Raw genomic sequence first — 16,877 nt, 5'->3', positions numbered from 1 at the left:
TACAGGGACGAAGCGGCCGCGGCCGGACTCACAGGAAGTACAGGCGGCTCAGCGAGACCTCGTCCGCGGGTTCGGAGCGCATCGGATCACCGTCGAGGGTGACGAGACCGCTGCGGGGGTCGACGTCGACCCGGCCCAGGCGGGCGTTGTGCACCATGTCGGCGGGTCCGATGCCGCGGGTTCCCCGGACGGCCACCCGCCGGCGCCGGGTGCCCAGCGTGTCGTGGGGTCTTCCGAAGGAGCCGGACTCGGCGGCGGCCCGGCTGACGAAGGCCACGGAGAGATCGGCCGGTGCCGCTCCATGGGCGCCGAACAGAGGCCCGAGCACCAGGGGCTCGCAGCTGTCGGTGGCGGCGTTCGGGTCACCGGTGACCCCGTACGCGGGGAAGCCGGACTTGAGGACGAGCTGTGGTTTGGCGCCGAAGAACGGGGGGCGCCACAGGACGATGTCGGCGAGTTTGCCGACCTCGATGGAGCCGATCTCGTGGGCGAGGCCGTGGGCGATGGCCGGGTTGATGGTCAGCTTGGCCATGTAGCGCAGCACGCGGGCGTTGTCGTCGCCCGCGCCGTCGCCTTCGAGCGGGCCGAGTTCGGCCTTCATCTTGGCGGCCATGGCGAAGGTGCGGCGGATGGTCTCGCCGGCGCGGCCCATGCCCTGGGCGTCGGAGGAGGTGATGCCGATGGCCCCGAGGTCGTGCAGGACGTCTTCGGCGCCCATGGTCCCGGCGCGGATCCGGTCGCGGGCCATCGCCGCGTCACCCGGCAGGTCCGTCTTGAGCGCATGGACGGAGACGATCATGCCGTAGTGCTCCGCGATGGCGTCGCGGCCGAAGGGCAGGGTGGGGTTGGTGGAGGAGCCGATGACGTTCGGCACGCCCGCCATCTTCAGCACGTTCGGCACGTGCCCGCCACCACAGCCCTCGATGTGGAACGCGTGGATCGTGCGGCCTTCCAGGACCCGCAGGGTGTCCTCGACGGAGAGGCACTCGTTGAGGCCGTCCGAGTGCAGCGCCACCTGCACGTCGTGCTCCTCGGCCACCCGCAACGCGGTGTCCAGGGCGCGCGTGTGGGCGCCCATGTCCTCGTGCACCTTGAAGCCGCAGGCACCACCCTCGGCGAGGGCCTCGACCAGCGGGGCGGCGTCCGACGAGGAACCGCGCGCCAGGAAGCCGATGTTGACCGGCCAGGCGTCGAAGGCGTTGAACCCGTGCTTCAGCGCCCACGGTGAGTTCACCCCGACGCCCCAGACCGGCCCGATCTCCTGGCCGATGATCGTGGTGACGCCTGCGGCCAGCGAGGCTTCCATGATGCGCGGGGAGAGCAGGTGCACGTGGGTGTCCACGGCTCCGGCGGTGGCGATGAGGCCCTCGCCGGAGACGATGGTCGTACCCGTGCCCACGACGACGTCGACGCCGTCGAGGGTGTCGGGGTTGCCGGCCCGGCCGATCGCGTGGATGCGGCCCTCACGGATGCCGATCGACACCTTCCGGATGCCGAGCACCGCATCGATCACCAGAACGTTGCTGATCACCACGTCACACGTGTCACGGACCGCCGCCGCCTTCAGGTGCAGACCGTCCCGGGCCGTCTTCCCGAAACCCGCCAGGAACTCGTCACCCGCCTTCTGCGCGTCCGACTCCACCCGCACGGTCAGCCCCGAGTCCCCGAGCCGCACCCGGTCACCGGCACGCGGACCGAACACCGCCGCGTACTCCTGAGGGTCGATGTGCCGGCTGCCGCCGGGCAAACAGTGGTCGCTGTGTTTGGTGGGTCTGCTCATCTCGGTACTTCCTCTGCTCCCAGGTAGCCGCAGGCCGCGGCCTTGCGGAGGGCCTCTTCCTTCGCGCCGGGCGCGTCCAGCGGCCCGTCGACCAGGCCCGCGAAGCCGATCGCGATCCGGTCACCGCCCATGGGTACGAGCCCCACCTCGACGGCGGCGCCGGGGTCGAAGCGGGTGGACGATCCGGCCGGGACGGCGAGCCGCATTCCGTAGGCGGCCGCCCGGTCGAAGTCGAGCCGCGGGTTCGCCTCGAAGAAGTGGAAGTGCGAGGTCACGCTCACCGGGACGGGCGCCGTGTTGCGGACCTCCAACGTGATGGCCGGCGCCGCTTCCGGCACGGTGTCCTCGTGGGGAAGGACCGCGCCGGGGGCGTCGTCACCGTGCTCCACCTCACCGAACGGGTCGCTGATGACGGCGAGCCGGGTGCCGTCGTCGAACACGGCCTCGACGTGGACCTCCGTCACGACGTCGGTGACGCCGGGGAGTACGTCGTCCGGGCCGAGTACGCCGCGGCCGCGCTCGATGGCCGCGGCCAGCCGCAGTCCGTCACGCGCCGCCTCGCACACCGTGTCGGCGATCAGGGCTGTCGCTTCCGGCACGTTGAGGCGGAGCCCGCGCCCGAGGCGCGACCGCGCGAGTTCGGCGGCGCTGAAGAGCAGCAGTCGGTCGCGCTCAGTGGGGGTCAGAGGCATGGTTCCCCCTGGTCTCGGGGTCCGGTCGGACGCACGGTGTGTCTTCCTTCCTTCTCTTCACGGCGGCCGCCGGCCGCGCGGGACGGTCGCGCCTCAGACCGCCGGCGGAACGGCCGGCTGCTGCTGGGTGGCGCAGTGGATGCCCCCGCCGCCGCTCGCGATGTTGTCGATGTCGAGCTGAACGATGTCGCGGCCCGGGTAGGAGGCCCGCAGGATCGCGTGGGCGGCGTCGTCGGCCTGGCCGTCGCCGAACCGGGGCACGAGGACCGCGCCGTTCACGAGGTAGTAGTTGGTGTAGCTGGAGAGGAACTCCTCGCCCCGGCCACGGATGTGGCGGCGGTCGGGCCCGGGGAGTTCGGTGATCCGCAGGCTCCGGCCGCGGGCGTCGACGGCGCTCTGCAGCACCCGCTTGGTCTCCTCGTAGACGGCGACCCACTTGCTGTCGGCGCCGGGGCCGGGCCGGTCGAGCATGACGTGGCCGGGTGCGACGAACCGCGCCAGGCAGTCGATGTGGCAGTCGGTGATGTCCTGGCCGGCCAGGCCCGGGACCCAGACCACCTTGTCCATGCCGAGGTCCGACATCAGCGCCCGCTCCACCTCGGCCTGGGACATGCCGGGGTTGCGGTTGCCGTTCACCAGAGAGCTGACCGTGGCGAGCAGGGTGCCCTGGCCGTCGGTCTCCAGCGAGCCGCCCTCGCCCACGAACGAGGCCCGACGGCGGCCGATCCCGTACTCGGCGAGGAGCGTCGCGGCCGCCGCCGCATCGTTGACGAAGGGCTGCTCGTACGGGGTTCCCGTCTTGCCCCAGCCGTTGAAGTTGGTGTCCACCCCGACGACGGCGCCCGGGGCGACCAGGAAGGTGGGGCCGAAGTCGCGGATCCACAGGTCGTCGTTGGCGATCTCGACGACCTGGATGCCGTGGTACGCGCCGCCCCCGCACTCGTAGCGGGCGTCGGCGGCCTGCCCGGGGCGGGCCAGCACCACGACGGGCTCGTACCGCGAGATCGTGTCGGCGACGGTCGCGATGTCGCGTCGTACTCCCCCGAGCCGGTTCGACCAGACCGAGGACAGCGCGGGCCACGCCATGTAGGTGCGTACGTGCCGCACGTCCTCGGCGGGCATCCGCAGCGTGGCGTCGGCGGGGGCCGTGGCAGCGCGGGCGGCGGGGACGGCGGACCCGAGGGCCGCGAGCGGCAGCGCCGCCGCACCGAGCTGGAGGATCCGGCGCCGGGAGGTGACTGGCGTGTTCATGGGGACTCCCTGATGAGGGGCGGGAGGGGATGTGCCACAGCATGGCCCGGACTGAAAATTCAGTCAATGATCTGGAGGCCAAAAATCGTCCGGCGCGCAAAAAGGAGCATGGGCACCTCGCCATCGACTCAGCGAAGTGGCGAAGTATTGCGGCCTGACCTCTACTTTTAACGCAAAGTCCGGCATCCGACACGGCCTGATATTTTACTCAGGCCTGAATGTCCACGGTCGTCGCTCACGGGGTCCGGCGGTACTGATCGAGCACCACGGTCACAGACCCGCCGTCCGTCGGCGCCTCGATCAGACGCACGACGACGATGTCCTTCTGGTCCGCGCTGCGGACGCAGAAGGGGCGCTCGCCCAGCTCGCCGAAGGGGAGCACGGTGACCGGCTGCGTCTCGATCCCGCGGACGCAGTCGGCGGGGCCGAGCACGTCCCCGGCGGCGACGAACGCGTCACTGTCCTCCGGCAGCACGAACTCCTCGCCGGTCCGCGCCAGATACCAGGCGGCGTTCTCCTCGGGGACCACCTTCCCGGCCTTCAGGTCGAACTCGTACCCCGCGTCCGGGGAGGTCAGCTCGACCTCGGTGCGCACCGGCAGGTAGCCGGCGGGAGCGGGCGGACGCGCCGGCGGCGCGGCGCTCGCACCGGGGGCCGCGCTCGCGCCCGGCGCCTCGGACGCCCCCTCCGCCCCCCGCGGGCGGTCCAGGTGGACGGCGGCGGCGCCCACCCCTGCGGCGACCGCCACGGCCGCGGCGGCGAGCGCCGCCACCCGCAGCCGGTGGCGGCCCCTGCGCGCCCGGCGGGTACGCGCGTCCGCGCGCGGGCCGGTCCGGGTCTGCGTGTCATGGACGGCGGCGGCCGCGAGGGTGGGCCGGTACACCGGCGCCGGCAACGGAGTCGGCGCCGGCATCGGATGCGAGCCCGGCGCCGGAATCGAGACCGGCACCGGCTCCACGCCGCGCCCCGCGATCTCGCTCCTGACCGGCTGGGGCAGCCAGCCCTCGGCGAACTCCGCCTGCGGACCCACCAGAGGATGGGCCCGGACGGCCGCGATCAGCTGCCCGGTCGTGGGCCGGTCCCGCGGCTCCTTGGCCAGGCACTGCCACAGCAGGTCCCGCAGGCCGGCGGGCACCCGGGCGAGATCGGGCTGCCCGTGCACCACCCGGTAGAGGACGGCCGATTCGGGGCCGGGCCCGAAGGGCGCCGTGCCTCCCGCCACGTACACGGCGAGCGCCCCCAGGGCGAAGACGTCCGTGGCGGGCGCCACCGACAGGCCTTGAGCCTGTTCGGGAGCCATGAACGCCGCGGTCCCGACCGTCAGCCCGGTCCCGGTGAGCGCGACGGTGTCGGCCGCGCGGGCGATCCCGAAGTCGATCACCCGGGGTCCGTCCTCCGCGATCAGCACGTTGGCGGGCTTGAGGTCGCGGTGGACGACGCCCGCCCGGTGGATCGCCTGGAGCGCCTCGGCGATGCCGGCCACGAGCAGCAGGACCGTGCGCTCGGGCAGCGGACCGTGGCGCTGGACCACCTGCTGCAGGGAGGGCCCCGGTACATAGGCGGTGGCCAGCCAGGGGGTCGGGGCGTCGGCTCCGGAGTCCACGACCTGCGCGGTGAACAGGCCGTGGATGCGCCGGGCGCTGGCCACCTCCTGGGCGAACCTCCGGCGGAACTCGGGGTCGCCCGCGAACTCCGCCCGTACGGCCTTCAGGGCGATGGGGCGGCCGCCGGGGGTGTGCGCCAGGTACACCACGCCCATGCCGCCCGAGCCCAGCCGGGCGTGGAGCCGGTAGCCGCCGATCTCGCGCGGGTCGTCGGCGGACAAGGCCGTGCGGGCGGGCTGCACACCAGGGATGCGAGCGGACATGCGGTGGCTCTTTCAACGAACGGAGCGAGGCGCGCGGGCCGGAGCCCCGCACCCGCGAGCAGGGGCGTCACAGCCGGGTGCGTGGACGTCCGGCCCCGGCAGCCTGGCACTAACTAAAGATTCAGTCAATATGAGACACTGGCCGGCGAGATCACCAGGAGGAGACGACGTGGCGACGGACCGCCGAACGGCAATCTTGGAAGGAGCCGCCCGGGTCATAGCCCGCCGGGGGGTCCGCGGGCTGCGGGTGGAGGAGCTCGCCACCGAGGCGGGCGTTTCCACCGCGCTGATCTACTACCACTTCAAGGACCGCGCGGGCGTCCTGCACCACACGCTCGAGTTCATCAGCGACCGCGCGGAACGGTACACGGCCGCGGCCTGCCAGGCCGCCGGCCCCCTCGACGCCCGGCAGGAGCTGGAGCAGTCGCTGCTGCTCGAATTCCAGGACCTGCCCGAGGTGCGCGAGAACAGCACCGCGTGGGGAGAGCTCCGGGCCAGCGCCGTCTTCGACCCCGAGCTGCGCGACGACCTGGCCAGGGCCGGCCTGATCTGGGTGCACGAAGTCGCCGAGTACCTGGGTCGCATCCACCCGACGGCGCCCGCCCCCGCCCTCACCTGCGCCGCCGAACGGCTCACGGCCCTGCTGGAAGGACTCAGCACCCGCTGGCTGAGCGGCGCCCTGCCCCTGACGCACGCCCGCGAGCTGATGCGGGAAGCGGTCTCCGTGGAGATCGGGCAGCTGTCCCGCCACTGACCCCGCGCCGCGCGAAGGACACCACCACACCCGCACCCGAGCCCATGCCACCCCCGCGCCCTCACCTTCGCCCCCTGCACCCCACCCTCGAACTTGACTGAATTTTCAGTCAGTGCCAGTGTGGAGACACGGAATCCGCATCCGCTCCGCGCGAGCGGCGATTCCCGGTGCAGTCTGTGCACCCTGATCACACCAGGATCCGGCGGCGACCCGCGCTCCCGTCTCCCACGGCGCCCGCCCTCTCGCCGCCCGGTTCCCGGTCAGGCACGTTCACGATCGGAGCCCCTCATGTCCGCACTCCTCCCATCCCGCCGCACGGCCCTGCGTGCGCTCGCCGGCGTCTCCGCGTTCGCCTTCGGCGCCTCGGCGTGCGGGCCCGGCGATTCCGCCGGATCGGCCGCCTCCACGGGTGCCTCCGGTGCGGCTCAGCAGGCCGCCCGGCAGACCGGAGGGCGCCGGCTCGGAGCCGAGTGGGAGAGCCACACCCGCACCTTCATGTCCTGGCCCGCCCTGAAGTCGGTCTGGGAGGAGGACCTGCCCTACGTGCGGCAGGACATCGCGCGGGTGGCCCGCGCCATCGCCGATTACGAGTACGTCGTCATGATGGCCAGGCCGGACCAGGTGAACGCGGCCCAGAAGGCGTGCGGCTCCCAGGTCGAGGTGATCCCGCTGGCCGTCGACGACCTGTGGGCCCGCGACACGGTCCCCGTGTTCGTCGAGGAGGCCGGCGACGTCATCGGCGTCGACTTCAACTTCAACGGCTGGGGCAACAAGCAGCAGCACACGAACGACGGCAAGGTCGGCCGGAACCTGCTGTCCACGTATCGCGTTCCCCGGGTGCAGGCGCCCCTGGTCGCCGAAGGCGGCTCCTTCGAGACCGACGGCGAGGGCACCCTGCTGATCACCGAGAGCTCGATCGTCAACGACAACCGCAACCGGGGCAAGAGCCGCGACGCGATCGAGGCCGAGCTCAAGCGGCTCCTGGGCGTGAACAAGGTGATCTGGCTGGCCGGCGTACGCGGCGAGGACATCACCGACGCCCACGTCGACAGCCTCGTACGGTTCACCGCTCCCGGGGTGATCCTGCTGGACCGGGCCTACCCGGGCACCCCCGCCGACTCCTGGTCGCGCTCGTCCGACCAGGCCAAGTCCGTGCTCGACCAGGCGACCGACGCGCGGGGACGCCGGTTCGAGGTCATCGACCTGCCCCAGCCCGACCCGTACGGGATCACCGGCCGCGGCGACGACTTCCTCTCCACCTACGCCAATTTCTACGTCGCCAACGACTCCGTCTTCATGCCGCGCTTCGGCGACCGGAAGGCCGACGACCGCGCGCGCGGCATCCTCCAGGAGCACTTCCCCAAGCGGGACATCGTGCCCGTCAAGATCGACACCATCGCCACCGGCGGCGGCGGTATCCACTGCGCCACCCACGACCAGCCCGGCAAGCCCGCCGCCTGATCACGGCAAGGGGTCACCGGTCCACCGCACCGGACGGCCTACGGGTGCAGGGCGTCGACGAGTTCCGCCAGGGCCGCGGCCAGTGCCGGCAGGCCGGGGCCGGGCGGACCGCCGGGCTCGGACATGTAGGTGTCCCGCCGGATCTCGATCATCAGCGCACTGACCCGGTCGTCCGTCCCGTAGTACTCCAGCGGTACGTACGTCCCCGCGAAGGGGGTGTCGAGCCCGGTGCCGCCGAAGCCCCCGAAGGCCTCCCCCGCCACGTCGAGGAGGGTCGCCGGGGTGTGGAAGCGGTCCGTCCCGAGGCAGATCGGCGGGCGGGGCCCGGCGCCGTGGAGTTCGTACGGCAGGGGCCGGGTCGGGTACGAGTGCACGTCGATGACGACGGCCCGCCCGACGGTCTCCAGCCGGTCGGCCACGGCCCGCGTCATCGCGTCCGCGTACGGGTGGAACCAGCGGTCGGTCAGCGGCCGGCCGTCGAAGCCGTCCGGTCGCAGCCGCTCCCCGTGCGTGGTGCGCGTGTACACCGCTCCCATGCCCGCGGCCAGCATCTCCTCGCGCTCGTCGGGGAACCGCTCGGGGTCGACGACCAGCCGGGACAGCCCGTTGACGAACTGCCACGGCGTGACGGCCGAACGCGCCGCGGCGGCGGCCGCGATCGCGGCGGTGTGGGAGTCGGTGATGTGGTCCAGCTCCCGCTCCAGCGACGGGTCGTCCAGCAGGATGCCGGCGCGGACGGACTCCGGGACGACCCGCGAGGAGTGCGGCACGTGCAGGATCACCGGTGAGGCGGCGGCTCCGGGAAGCAGCCGGAAGGACGCGGTCGATCGGTCCATGTCCGGGCCCGTCAGTTCTGCCGGAGCCCGGCCAGTTCGGCGTCGACGGCGCCGCGCATGAGGTCCCGGGCGTGGGTGATCTTGATGCCGCCGCTGAGCCAGCGCATGCTGAGCCCCTCCAGCAGTGCGGTGAGCCGCTCGGCCGCGGCGGCGAGCGACGAGGCCGGCGCCATCGGCTGGACCTGGCCCAGCAGCGCGGCCACCTCCTGGACCCACACCAGGGTGGCGCGGGCCAGATCCTCGCGCAGCACCTCGTCGAAGACGGCGCTGGCCCGCAGTTCGCCCCAGGCCGAGCTGTTCTCCCGGACCTCCACGGAGTCCTGGAGCTCCAGCAGCAGGGTCTCCTCCAGCTCCTCGCGGGGAGTGAGCGGCGGGGCGTCCGGGTCGCGGTCGGTCGTGTAGCGCTCTGCCCTGTCGTTGATGAATTCCAGGGTGTGGCGCAGGACGCCCGTGCGGTCCTTGAAGTGGTAGTAGATCAGGGCGGTGGAGACGCCGGCCTCGGCCGCGAGCTCTTCCACGCGCAGCCCGCGGACCCCGCGCCGGGCGATCACCCGGGCGGCCGCTTCGAGGATCTGAGTACTGCGAGACGCCATGCGCCGACCTTACCGGGGCGTACCCGGGCGGGCGTACGCGGCCTGTCACCGGGTGCGGGCGTACGAGCCGTTGCGGGGACGCGTCCGGCCAGTGCGGGGCGCGGGTTGCAGGTCGTACGGGCGCACGGTCCAGCCGCGTGCCGCCAGGCCGGGGCGGAGCATCCGGCCGATCCGGCCGGCCGCCCCGGTGAGCAGGATGTCGGCCGCCGGGTGCGCGTGGTCGTGTCCGGTCACCCGTTGATCCTGTGGCACCGGAGGCCCGATGCCCAGGAGGGTTCCCGCCGCGTCGCGGCCCGGCCGGATCGCGGTGCGCCCGCGCCCGGCCCGGTCCGGTCCGCTGCCGGCGTTCCCCGGCCCCGGCCGGATCGCGGTGCGCCCGCCTCACCCCGGGGCGTCGAGCTCCCGGCGGCGCCGGCTGATGGAGCCGGGGTCCCAGCCGGGGCGGGGCACCGAGGCCAGCAGCAGGCGGGTGTAGGGGTGTTCGGGGGTGGCCAGCAGGTCCGCGACGGGCCGGTGTTCGATGGTCCGGCCGCGGTAGAGGACGAGCGCCTCGTCGCAGACGTACCGGACGACCGCGAGGTCGTGGCTGACGAAGACGAGGCCGATGCCGGTGTCGCGGCGGATGTCGGACAGCAGGTTGAGGACCTGCGCCTGCACCGAGACGTCCAGGGCGGACACCGCCTCGTCGAGGACGAGGACGGCCGGCTCGACGGCCAGCGCCCGTGCGATCGCAGCGCGCTGGCGCTGTCCGCCGGAGAGCCGGCGGGGCAGCGCGGCCGCCTCGCGGTCGCCGAGGCCGACCTGGGCCAGCAGCTCCCTGACCCGGGCGGCCCGGGCCGCCGGATCGCGGAGGCCGTGGAGCCGCAGCACCCCGTCGACGGTGTCGCCGATGCCGATGCGGGCGTCCAGTGAGAGGTACGGGTCCTGGAAGACGATCTGGACCGCCTTCGCGCGGGCCAGCCTCGCCGCCCTGCCGCGTACGGCCGCGGCCGGCGGCTTCCCCTGGACGAGGATCTCCCCCGCGTCCGGGTGTTCCAGCCCGACGAGCATGCGGGCCGTGGTGGTCTTCCCGGATCCTGACTCCCCGACGATGCCGAGCGCGCCGCCGGCCCGCAGGGAGAACGACAGGTCGTCGACGGCGACCACCTCGGTCGTCCCCGTGCGGTAGGTCTTGCGCAGGCCGTTCACCTGGAGCAAGGTGCGGGCCGCGGCGGCCGGGCCCGCGGACGGCTGGGGCGGGGTGTTCACCGTGGTCACCGGTCCTCCTCGGAGGATGGAGCGGACAGGAGGGACGGGACCGGCAGGACGGGCGGGTCCGGCGTGACGGCGCGGCCCGCGGTCACGGGCTGCGGCGCACCGGCCGGGCCGGTGAGTTCGCCTGCCCGGTGGCAGGCCACCAGCGCCGGGCCGTGCGGGAGCAGCGGCGGCGGGGACTGGTCGCAGCGGCCGGGCTGGGCAAAGCCGCAGCGGGGTGCGAAGGAACAGCCCGGCGCGGAGTCCAGCAGTCCCATCGGGGCGCCGGGGATGGGGGCGAGGCGGCCGACCGGGCCTTCCAGGGGCGGGGAGGATCCGAGCAGGCCGGCCGTGTACGGGTGCCGGGGCGTGGCGAACAGCTCGGTGCGGGTGGCGGTTTCGACGATCCGTCCCGCGTACATCACGTAGATCCGGTCGCAGGCGGCGGCCGCGAGTTCCACGTCGTGCGTGATCAGGAGCATGCCCAGGCCGTGTTCGCGCTGGAGCCTGCCCAGGATCGCCATGATCTCGGCCTGGGTGCTGACGTCGAGGGCGGTGGTCGGTTCGTCGCACAGCAGCAGCCGGGGGTCGGCCGTGAGCGCGCCGGCGATCATGACGCGTTGGAGCATGCCGCCGGACAGTTCGTGCGGGTACTGGCGCAGGTGCCGGACGGGGTCGGGCAGGCCGACCGCGTCGAGGAGTTCGGCGGCGCGGGCGTTGGCGCGTTCCTTGGTCCAGCCGCTGCGCCGGCGCAGCGACTCGGTGAGGAAGTCCCCGATGCGCCGTACCGGGTTGATGCCGGCGCGCGGGTCCTGGAAGATCATCGACGCTTTGGAGGTGCGTACGTCGCGCAGGGCGGCGGCGTCGGCGCCGACGAGGTCGGTGCCTTCCACGCGCACCCGGCCGCCGATCCCGGCGCCGGCCGGGAAGAGGCCGAGGGCGGCGCGGGCGGTGACCGACTTGCCGGAGCCGGATTCGCCGACGAGGGCGACGACCTCTCCGGCGGACACGTTCAGCGTGATGCCGTCCAGGACCGGGCGGGCCATCCCGGGAAGGGTGATCCGCAGGTCGTCGTAGGCGAGCAGTGTCATCGGGATTCCCTCCCCGCGAGCCGGTCGCCGAGGCTCTCCCCGACGACGTTGAAGGCGACGACCACGAGCACGATCGCCATGGCGGGCGCGGTCGCGGAGAGCGGCCTGCCTTCGAGGACGGCCGCCTGGCCCTGGTTGATCATGGCTCCCCAGTCGGGTGTCGGGGGCTGGACGCCGAGGCCGAGGAAGGACAGGGCGGCCAGGTCGAGCAGGACGTAGCCGAAGTTGACGGTGGACTGGGCGAGCACGGTCGGGCCGATGTTCGGCAGCAGTCTGCGGACCGCGACGTACGGGCCGGAGTGTCCTTGCACCCGGTAGGCGGCGATGTACGGGCGGGCCTTCTCCTGCGCGGCCAGGCCGCGCACCAGGCGGGCCGTGTACGGCATGTACGCGATCGCCATGGCCAGGACCGGTGCGGTCATGCCCTTGCCGAACACGGCCACCGCGAGGATCGCGAGCAGCAGCGCGGGGAAGGCGAACACGATGTCGAGGATCCGGTTGATGAGGGTGTCGGCCCAGCCGCCCCGCCATGCCGCGAGCAGGCCGACGGCGATGCCGGCGAGCGTGGAGAACAGCACCACGGCGAGCGGTCCGGCCAGGCTGGTTCGGGCGCCCTCGATCAGCGCCGAGAAGGTGTCGTGCCCGCCCTGGTCGGTGCCCAGCCAGTGGGCGGCGCTCGGCGGGGAGAGGGTCTCGCCCAGCTCGCCGAAGGTCGGGTCCTGCGGCGCGAGCCAGGGTGCGAAGAGTGCGACCAGGACGAAGAGGCCCAGGAGCACCAGGCAGATCCGCTGGAGCGGACCGCCGCCGAGGGCCCGCAGCCGTGCGAGCGGGCCGCGCACGACCCCTGCGGTCCATGCGCTCATCGTGCGCTCCCTGCGGCCGCGACCCGGGGGTCGATGAGCGGGTGGACGAGGTCGACCAGGGCGTTGACCACCACGAACGCGGCCACCACCAGCAGGACGATGGCCTGCACCACCTGGAAGTCGAGCTGGTTGACCGACTGCACGAGCAGCGATCCCACCCCGGACATGCCGAACGCCGTCTCGACGATCGCGGTGCTGACGAGCATCCCCGACACGAGCAGCGCCGAGACCGTCACGATCGGTCCGAGTGCGTTGCGCAGCACGTGCCGCCGGATCACGGTCCGGCGGGGTGTGCCGCGGCTCAGTGCGACCTCGACGTGTTCGCGCCGGAGTTCGTCGAGCATCGCCGAGCGGGTAACGCGGGTCACGAGCGCCATGAAGGTCACGGACAGCGCGACCGCCGGCAGGACGACGTGGTGCAGCCGGCCGAGTACGCCGCTGCCGTTGCCGATGGTGGGGAACCAGCCGAGCTCCACTCCGAACACCGAGCGCAGCACGAGGGCGACGACGAAGGCGGGGGCGGCGGCCCCGACCGTCACCAGCAGCATGAGCGTGGTGTCGGTACGGGTGCCCCGGCGCAGCGCGCCGATCACGCCGGCGGCGACGCCCACGACGGCGATCATCAGCGTCGCGACGGCGACCAGCAGGAGGGAGGCCGGCAGCCGGGACCAGATGACGGCGCTGACGTCCTGGTGGAAGAGGTACGAGCGGCCGAGGTCGCCGTGCAGGACGCCTTCGAGCCAGTTCCAGTAGCGGACCGGGAAGGGCTCGTCGAAGCCGTACTGGCTGCGGATCGCGGCCAGTTCCTCGGGGCTCGCGCTGCGTCCCCGTACCAGGAAGCTCGCCGGGTCGCCCGGTGCCAGGTAGAGCGAGGAGAACACCAGGAAGGAGGTCACCAGGAGGGTGGCCGCCATCCCGGCGAGCCGGCGCAGGACCCGTACGGCCCGCGCCAGGCCCCTGTGTGCCGCGGTCGTCATCCCTTCGCCCCGATCTCGGCCGCCCACGGGTAGTAGAGGTAGGCGATCGAGGGCTGGACGCCGGTGATCCGCTTGCCGAGGAAGACGCTCACGGGCTGGGTGTACAGGGGCAGCCAGGGCAGCTCGCGCAGGGCGATCCGCTCGGCCTCGGCGTTGGCGGCGGCGTGCCCGGCCGGGTCGTACGTGTCGATGGCCCGGTCGATCGCGGCGTCGAAGCGGGGTTCGGACCAGCTGCCGTAGTTGCTGAACGCCCCGGTCCGCAGGGAGCCGTACATGTCCAGCGGGTCGGTGATCGAGGTGTACCAGAAGGTGAGGAAGAGGTCGATGCCCTTGCGGGCGGCCGGGTCGGTGAACAGCGCCGAGTACTTCTCCGCGGAGATGGTGTCGATGCGCGGCGTGAGCCCGATCGCCTTGGCCGCCTGGGCGACGGCCTGGGTGATGATCGTGGTCTGGGAGTCCAGCGGGCTGGTGGCGATCACGATCTGCTGTCCGGACACCCCGGCCTGCGCGGCGAGTTCCTTCGCCTTGGCCAGGTCGTACGGGTAGCGCGGCACGGCGTCCAGGATGTCCTTGCGGGCCGCGGCGGGTGCGTCGTTCCAGAGGTTGGGGGTGACGAGGGAGTCGGCGACCTCGCCGACGCCGCCGGCGCCGGCCTTGATGATGCCCTTGCGGTCGATGGCCATGAGCAGGGCCTGGCGGATCCGCTTGTCGCCCAGGGGGCCGTCGAGGTTGCTGACGACCTCGTCGGCGACCGTGGTGTTGCGGCCGAAGTAGAGGGTGCCGGCGGTGCTCGTCTTCAGCCGGGAGTAGGAGCTGGGCGGGACCATCCAGCCGCCGTCGACCTCACCGCTCTGGAAGGCGTTGACGCGGGTGGTGGCGTCGCCGAGGAAGACGAACTTCACCTGGCCGGACTTGGCCTTGAGCTGTGGGTTCCAGTAGTCGTCGAAGCGCTTGAGCACGAGGGACTGGCCGGACGTCCAGGAGCCGAACGAGAACGGGCCGGTGCAGTTGACGCCGGTCTTGGGGCTGCCGTAGTCCTTGCCGGCCTTCTTGAGGGTGGCCGCGGACTCGACGGTGCCGGGGCTGGCCGCCAGGTACTTGTTGAAGGTCGAGTCGGGGCGGGCCAGGGTGACGGTGACCTCCATCGGGCCCGTCTTGCCGACCGACTTCACGTTCCGGAACGGGTAGGCCCACACGCTGGACGTCTGGGGGTCGAGGTTGCGGCGCAGCGAGGCGACGACGTCGTCCGCGGTGAGCGCCGTGCCGTCGTGGAAGCGGACGCCGGAGCGGATCTTGTACACCCAGGTGGTGGGGGTCGGGTTGGTGTACGAGGACGCCAGGTTCGGCGAGGTCGTCAGGTCGGGGTTCCAGCGCAGCAGGCTCTCGCAGACGTTGGCGAGGACCTGGTTGGGCGGGTAGTCGAAGGCGTACGTGTAGTCGATCGAGGTCGGCTCGGCGAAGATCGACCAGGTGAAGGAGTCCAGGTCGCCCGCCGCGGCCGGGGTCTTGTCCGTGAGCTCGTACGCGACGAGGCCGGCTTCCGGGTCCGCGGCGCCGCTGCACGCGCTCGTGATGAGTACCGCCGCCGCCGCGAGGACGGTCCTTAGGGTGTGGCGCGGCCTTCGGGGCGTTCGCGTCGTCGCTCGGGCTGAGGTCATCGTCTCTACCTCCGTCAGGGGGGAGCTCAGGGGGGAGCTTGAGGGGACGTACGTGGTGCTGCTGCGCCGCCGGTGGCGGTTCAGCCGTTCGCGGCGAAGACGAGCTCCCCGTCGATGTAGGTACGGAGCACCCGGGTCTCGGCGATCTCGAGGGAGGGGTGGGCGAAGGGGTCCCGGTCCAGGACGACGAGGTCCGCGCACTTGCCGGGCTCGATGGTGCCGGTGATGTCGTCCTGGTGGTTCGCCCAGGCGCTGCCGGCGGTGTACGCGGTGAGGGCCTGGGCCAGGGTCAGGGCCTGCTCGGGGAAGAACGGGGCGCAGGGCTCGGGCTCCCCGGGGGCGTTGGGCGCCTCGACGGGGACGATCCGGTTGACGGCGACGTGGATGCCCCACAGCGGGTTGGGGCTGCTCACCGACCAGTCGCTGCCGGCGACCAGGCGGGTGCCGGCGCGCTGGAGGTCGCCGAACGGGTACTGGAGGGCGGCGCGTTCGGGGCCCAGGAAGGGGATGGTCAGCTCGTCCATCTGCGGTTCGTGCGCGGCCCACAGGGCCTGGATGTTGGCGGCGGCGCCCAGGTCCGCGAAGCGCGCGATGTCGTCGGGGTGGACGACCTGGAGGTGGGCCAGGTGGTGCCGGTTGTCGTTGGCGCCGTTGGCCTCGCGGGCCGCGGCCAGGGCGTCGAGGACCTCCCGTACGGCGCGGTCGCCGAGCGCGTGGAAGTGGACCTGGAAGCCCTTGGCGTCGAGGGCGCACACGGCCTCGGTGAGGAGGGCGGGTTCGATGAAGCTGAGTCCGGAGTTGGCGGTGGCGCAGCCGCAGCCGTCGAGGTAGGGCTCCAGCATGCCGGCGGTGAAGTTCTCGGCGATGCCGTCCTGCATGATCTTCACGCTGGTGGCGCTGAACCGGCCGACGCGGCCGGTGCGGCGGCGTTCCTCCAGCTCCGGGACCTGTTCCAGGCCGCGCTCGCGGTCCCACCAGAGGGCGCCGACGACGCGGGCGCGCAGCGAGCCCTCCTCTGCGGCGCGCAGGTAGACGCCGTAGTTGTCGGGGTTGCCGGGGAAGACGCCGATCATGGCGTCCTGCCAGCTGGTGACGCCGAGGGAGAACAGGTGCTCCTGGGCGGCGAGCAGGCCGGCGTGCGCCTCGTCCGCGGTCGCGATGGGCATGTGGCGGGCGACCAGGTCCACGGCGCCCTCCTGGAGGGTGCCGGCCGGGGTGCCGTCGGCCTCCCGCTCGATCCGTCCGTCCACCGGGTCGGGGGTGTCGCGGTCGACGCCCGATGTCTCGAGGGCGCGGGTGTTGGCCCAGGCACCGTGGCCGTCGCGGTTGGTGAGCATGACGGGCCGGTCCGGTACGACGGCGTCGAGCATGGCTCGGGTCGGCGTGCCGCCGGGGAAGATGTCCATCGACCAGCCGCCGCCGCGGATCCAGGGCGAGGCCGGGTGCTTCTCGGCGTAGCGGGCCACCGCGGCCAGGTAGCCGTCGATGGTGCGCTCCTCGCTCAGGTCGCAGCCGAGCATCTGGACGCCGGCGACGGCGGGGTGGACGTGGGCGTCCTGGAAGCCGGGGACGAGCAGTCCGCCGGCGAGGTCGACGACCTCCGTGGCGGCGTCCGCGAGCGAGCGGATCCCGGTCTCGTCGCCGACGGCGATGATCTTGCCGTCGGCGACGGCGACGGCCGCGTCGACCGGGGCGTCCGCCGTCCCGGTGAAGACCCGTCCTCCCACGAAAAGGGTGTCGGCCCGCTGGCTGGTGTTCGCCATCAACGCATCCTCCGGCTCGGCGGGCGGACCCGCTCGGCTTGTGTTGAGGAGGAGTGAA

Annotated in this window: 15 protein-coding genes; 2 read left to right on the top strand and 13 right to left on the bottom strand. The window is 72.7% G+C overall.

Annotation, left to right across the window (positions count from 1 at the left end):
• Nucleotides 1-28 precede the first annotated feature (28 nt).
• The 4 genes from OG764_RS31680 to OG764_RS31665 form a co-directional block, all read right to left on the bottom strand.
• A complete protein-coding gene (locus OG764_RS31680; protein ID WP_328971750.1) occupies nt 29-1,780 on the bottom strand; it encodes an urease subunit alpha in 1,752 nt (583 codons plus the stop codon).
• Nucleotides 1,777-2,472 (bottom strand): urease subunit gamma, encoded by a 696-nt coding sequence (ureA, locus tag OG764_RS31675; RefSeq protein ID WP_328971749.1) that lies wholly within the window; start codon nt 2,470-2,472, stop codon nt 1,777-1,779. Before ureA ends, OG764_RS31680 begins: the two co-directional genes overlap by 4 nt.
• Nucleotides 2,473-2,565: 93 nt before the next feature.
• Complete coding sequence (locus tag OG764_RS31670; protein ID WP_328971748.1) at nt 2,566-3,723, bottom strand: agmatine deiminase family protein; 1,158 nt, start codon at nt 3,721-3,723, stop codon at nt 2,566-2,568.
• 235 nt (nt 3,724-3,958) lie between these two features.
• Complete coding sequence (locus OG764_RS31665) at nt 3,959-5,590, bottom strand: serine/threonine-protein kinase (RefSeq protein ID WP_328971747.1); 1,632 nt, start codon at nt 5,588-5,590, stop codon at nt 3,959-3,961.
• Between the two features lie 169 nt (nt 5,591-5,759).
• On the opposite strand from OG764_RS31665, the gene OG764_RS31660 reads away from it, so the two are divergent.
• Nucleotides 5,760-6,344 carry a TetR/AcrR family transcriptional regulator gene (locus tag OG764_RS31660; protein WP_328971746.1) on the top strand — a complete coding sequence of 195 codons (585 nt, stop codon included), beginning with the start codon at nt 5,760-5,762 and terminating at the stop codon, nt 6,342-6,344.
• Nucleotides 6,345-6,632: 288 nt separating this feature from the next.
• Nucleotides 6,633-7,805, top strand: a complete 1,173-nt coding sequence (locus OG764_RS31655; protein WP_328971745.1) for an agmatine deiminase family protein — start codon at nt 6,633-6,635, stop codon at nt 7,803-7,805.
• A 38-nt stretch (nt 7,806-7,843) separates the two neighbouring features.
• On the opposite strand, the gene OG764_RS31650 is transcribed toward OG764_RS31655, so the two are convergent.
• From OG764_RS31650 to OG764_RS31610, 9 genes are all read right to left on the bottom strand, one after another.
• Nucleotides 7,844-8,641 carry an N-formylglutamate amidohydrolase gene (locus OG764_RS31650; protein WP_328971744.1) on the bottom strand — a complete coding sequence of 266 codons (798 nt, stop codon included), beginning with the start codon at nt 8,639-8,641 and terminating at the stop codon, nt 7,844-7,846.
• 11 nt (nt 8,642-8,652) lie between these two features.
• Nucleotides 8,653-9,234 (bottom strand): TetR/AcrR family transcriptional regulator, encoded by a 582-nt coding sequence (locus tag OG764_RS31645; RefSeq protein WP_328971743.1) that lies wholly within the window; start codon nt 9,232-9,234, stop codon nt 8,653-8,655.
• A 45-nt stretch (nt 9,235-9,279) separates the two neighbouring features.
• Nucleotides 9,280-9,468, bottom strand: coding sequence for a hypothetical protein (locus OG764_RS31640; protein WP_328971742.1), 189 nt, complete (start codon nt 9,466-9,468; stop codon nt 9,280-9,282).
• Nucleotides 9,469-9,615: 147 nt separating this feature from the next.
• Nucleotides 9,616-10,482 (bottom strand): ABC transporter ATP-binding protein, encoded by an 867-nt coding sequence (locus OG764_RS31635; RefSeq protein ID WP_443056254.1) that lies wholly within the window; start codon nt 10,480-10,482, stop codon nt 9,616-9,618.
• Nucleotides 10,483-10,487: 5 nt separating this feature from the next.
• A complete protein-coding gene (locus OG764_RS31630; protein WP_328971741.1) occupies nt 10,488-11,558 on the bottom strand; it encodes an ABC transporter ATP-binding protein in 1,071 nt (356 codons plus the stop codon).
• Entirely contained in the window at nt 11,555-12,421 is an 867-nt protein-coding gene (locus OG764_RS31625; protein WP_328971740.1) for an ABC transporter permease, read from the bottom strand. Before OG764_RS31625 ends, OG764_RS31630 begins: the two co-directional genes overlap by 4 nt.
• Nucleotides 12,418-13,398, bottom strand: coding sequence for an ABC transporter permease (locus OG764_RS31620; RefSeq protein ID WP_328971739.1), 981 nt, complete (start codon nt 13,396-13,398; stop codon nt 12,418-12,420). The genes OG764_RS31625 and OG764_RS31620 overlap by 4 nt, the downstream gene beginning before the upstream one ends.
• Entirely contained in the window at nt 13,395-15,056 is a 1,662-nt protein-coding gene (locus OG764_RS31615; RefSeq protein ID WP_328971738.1) for an ABC transporter substrate-binding protein, read from the bottom strand. Before OG764_RS31615 ends, OG764_RS31620 begins: the two co-directional genes overlap by 4 nt.
• Before the next feature lie 80 nt (nt 15,057-15,136).
• Nucleotides 15,137-16,819 carry an amidohydrolase gene (locus OG764_RS31610; protein ID WP_328971737.1) on the bottom strand — a complete coding sequence of 561 codons (1,683 nt, stop codon included), beginning with the start codon at nt 16,817-16,819 and terminating at the stop codon, nt 15,137-15,139.
• Nucleotides 16,820-16,877: the final 58 nt, after the last annotated feature.

Origin of the sequence: Streptomyces sp. NBC_00239, from assembly GCF_036194065.1 — a bacterium.
Taxonomy (GTDB): Bacteria; Actinomycetota; Actinomycetes; order Streptomycetales; family Streptomycetaceae; genus Streptomyces.
The sequence above is the reverse complement of the archived record's forward strand: the minus strand, read 5'-3'. Positions and strand labels throughout refer to the sequence as shown.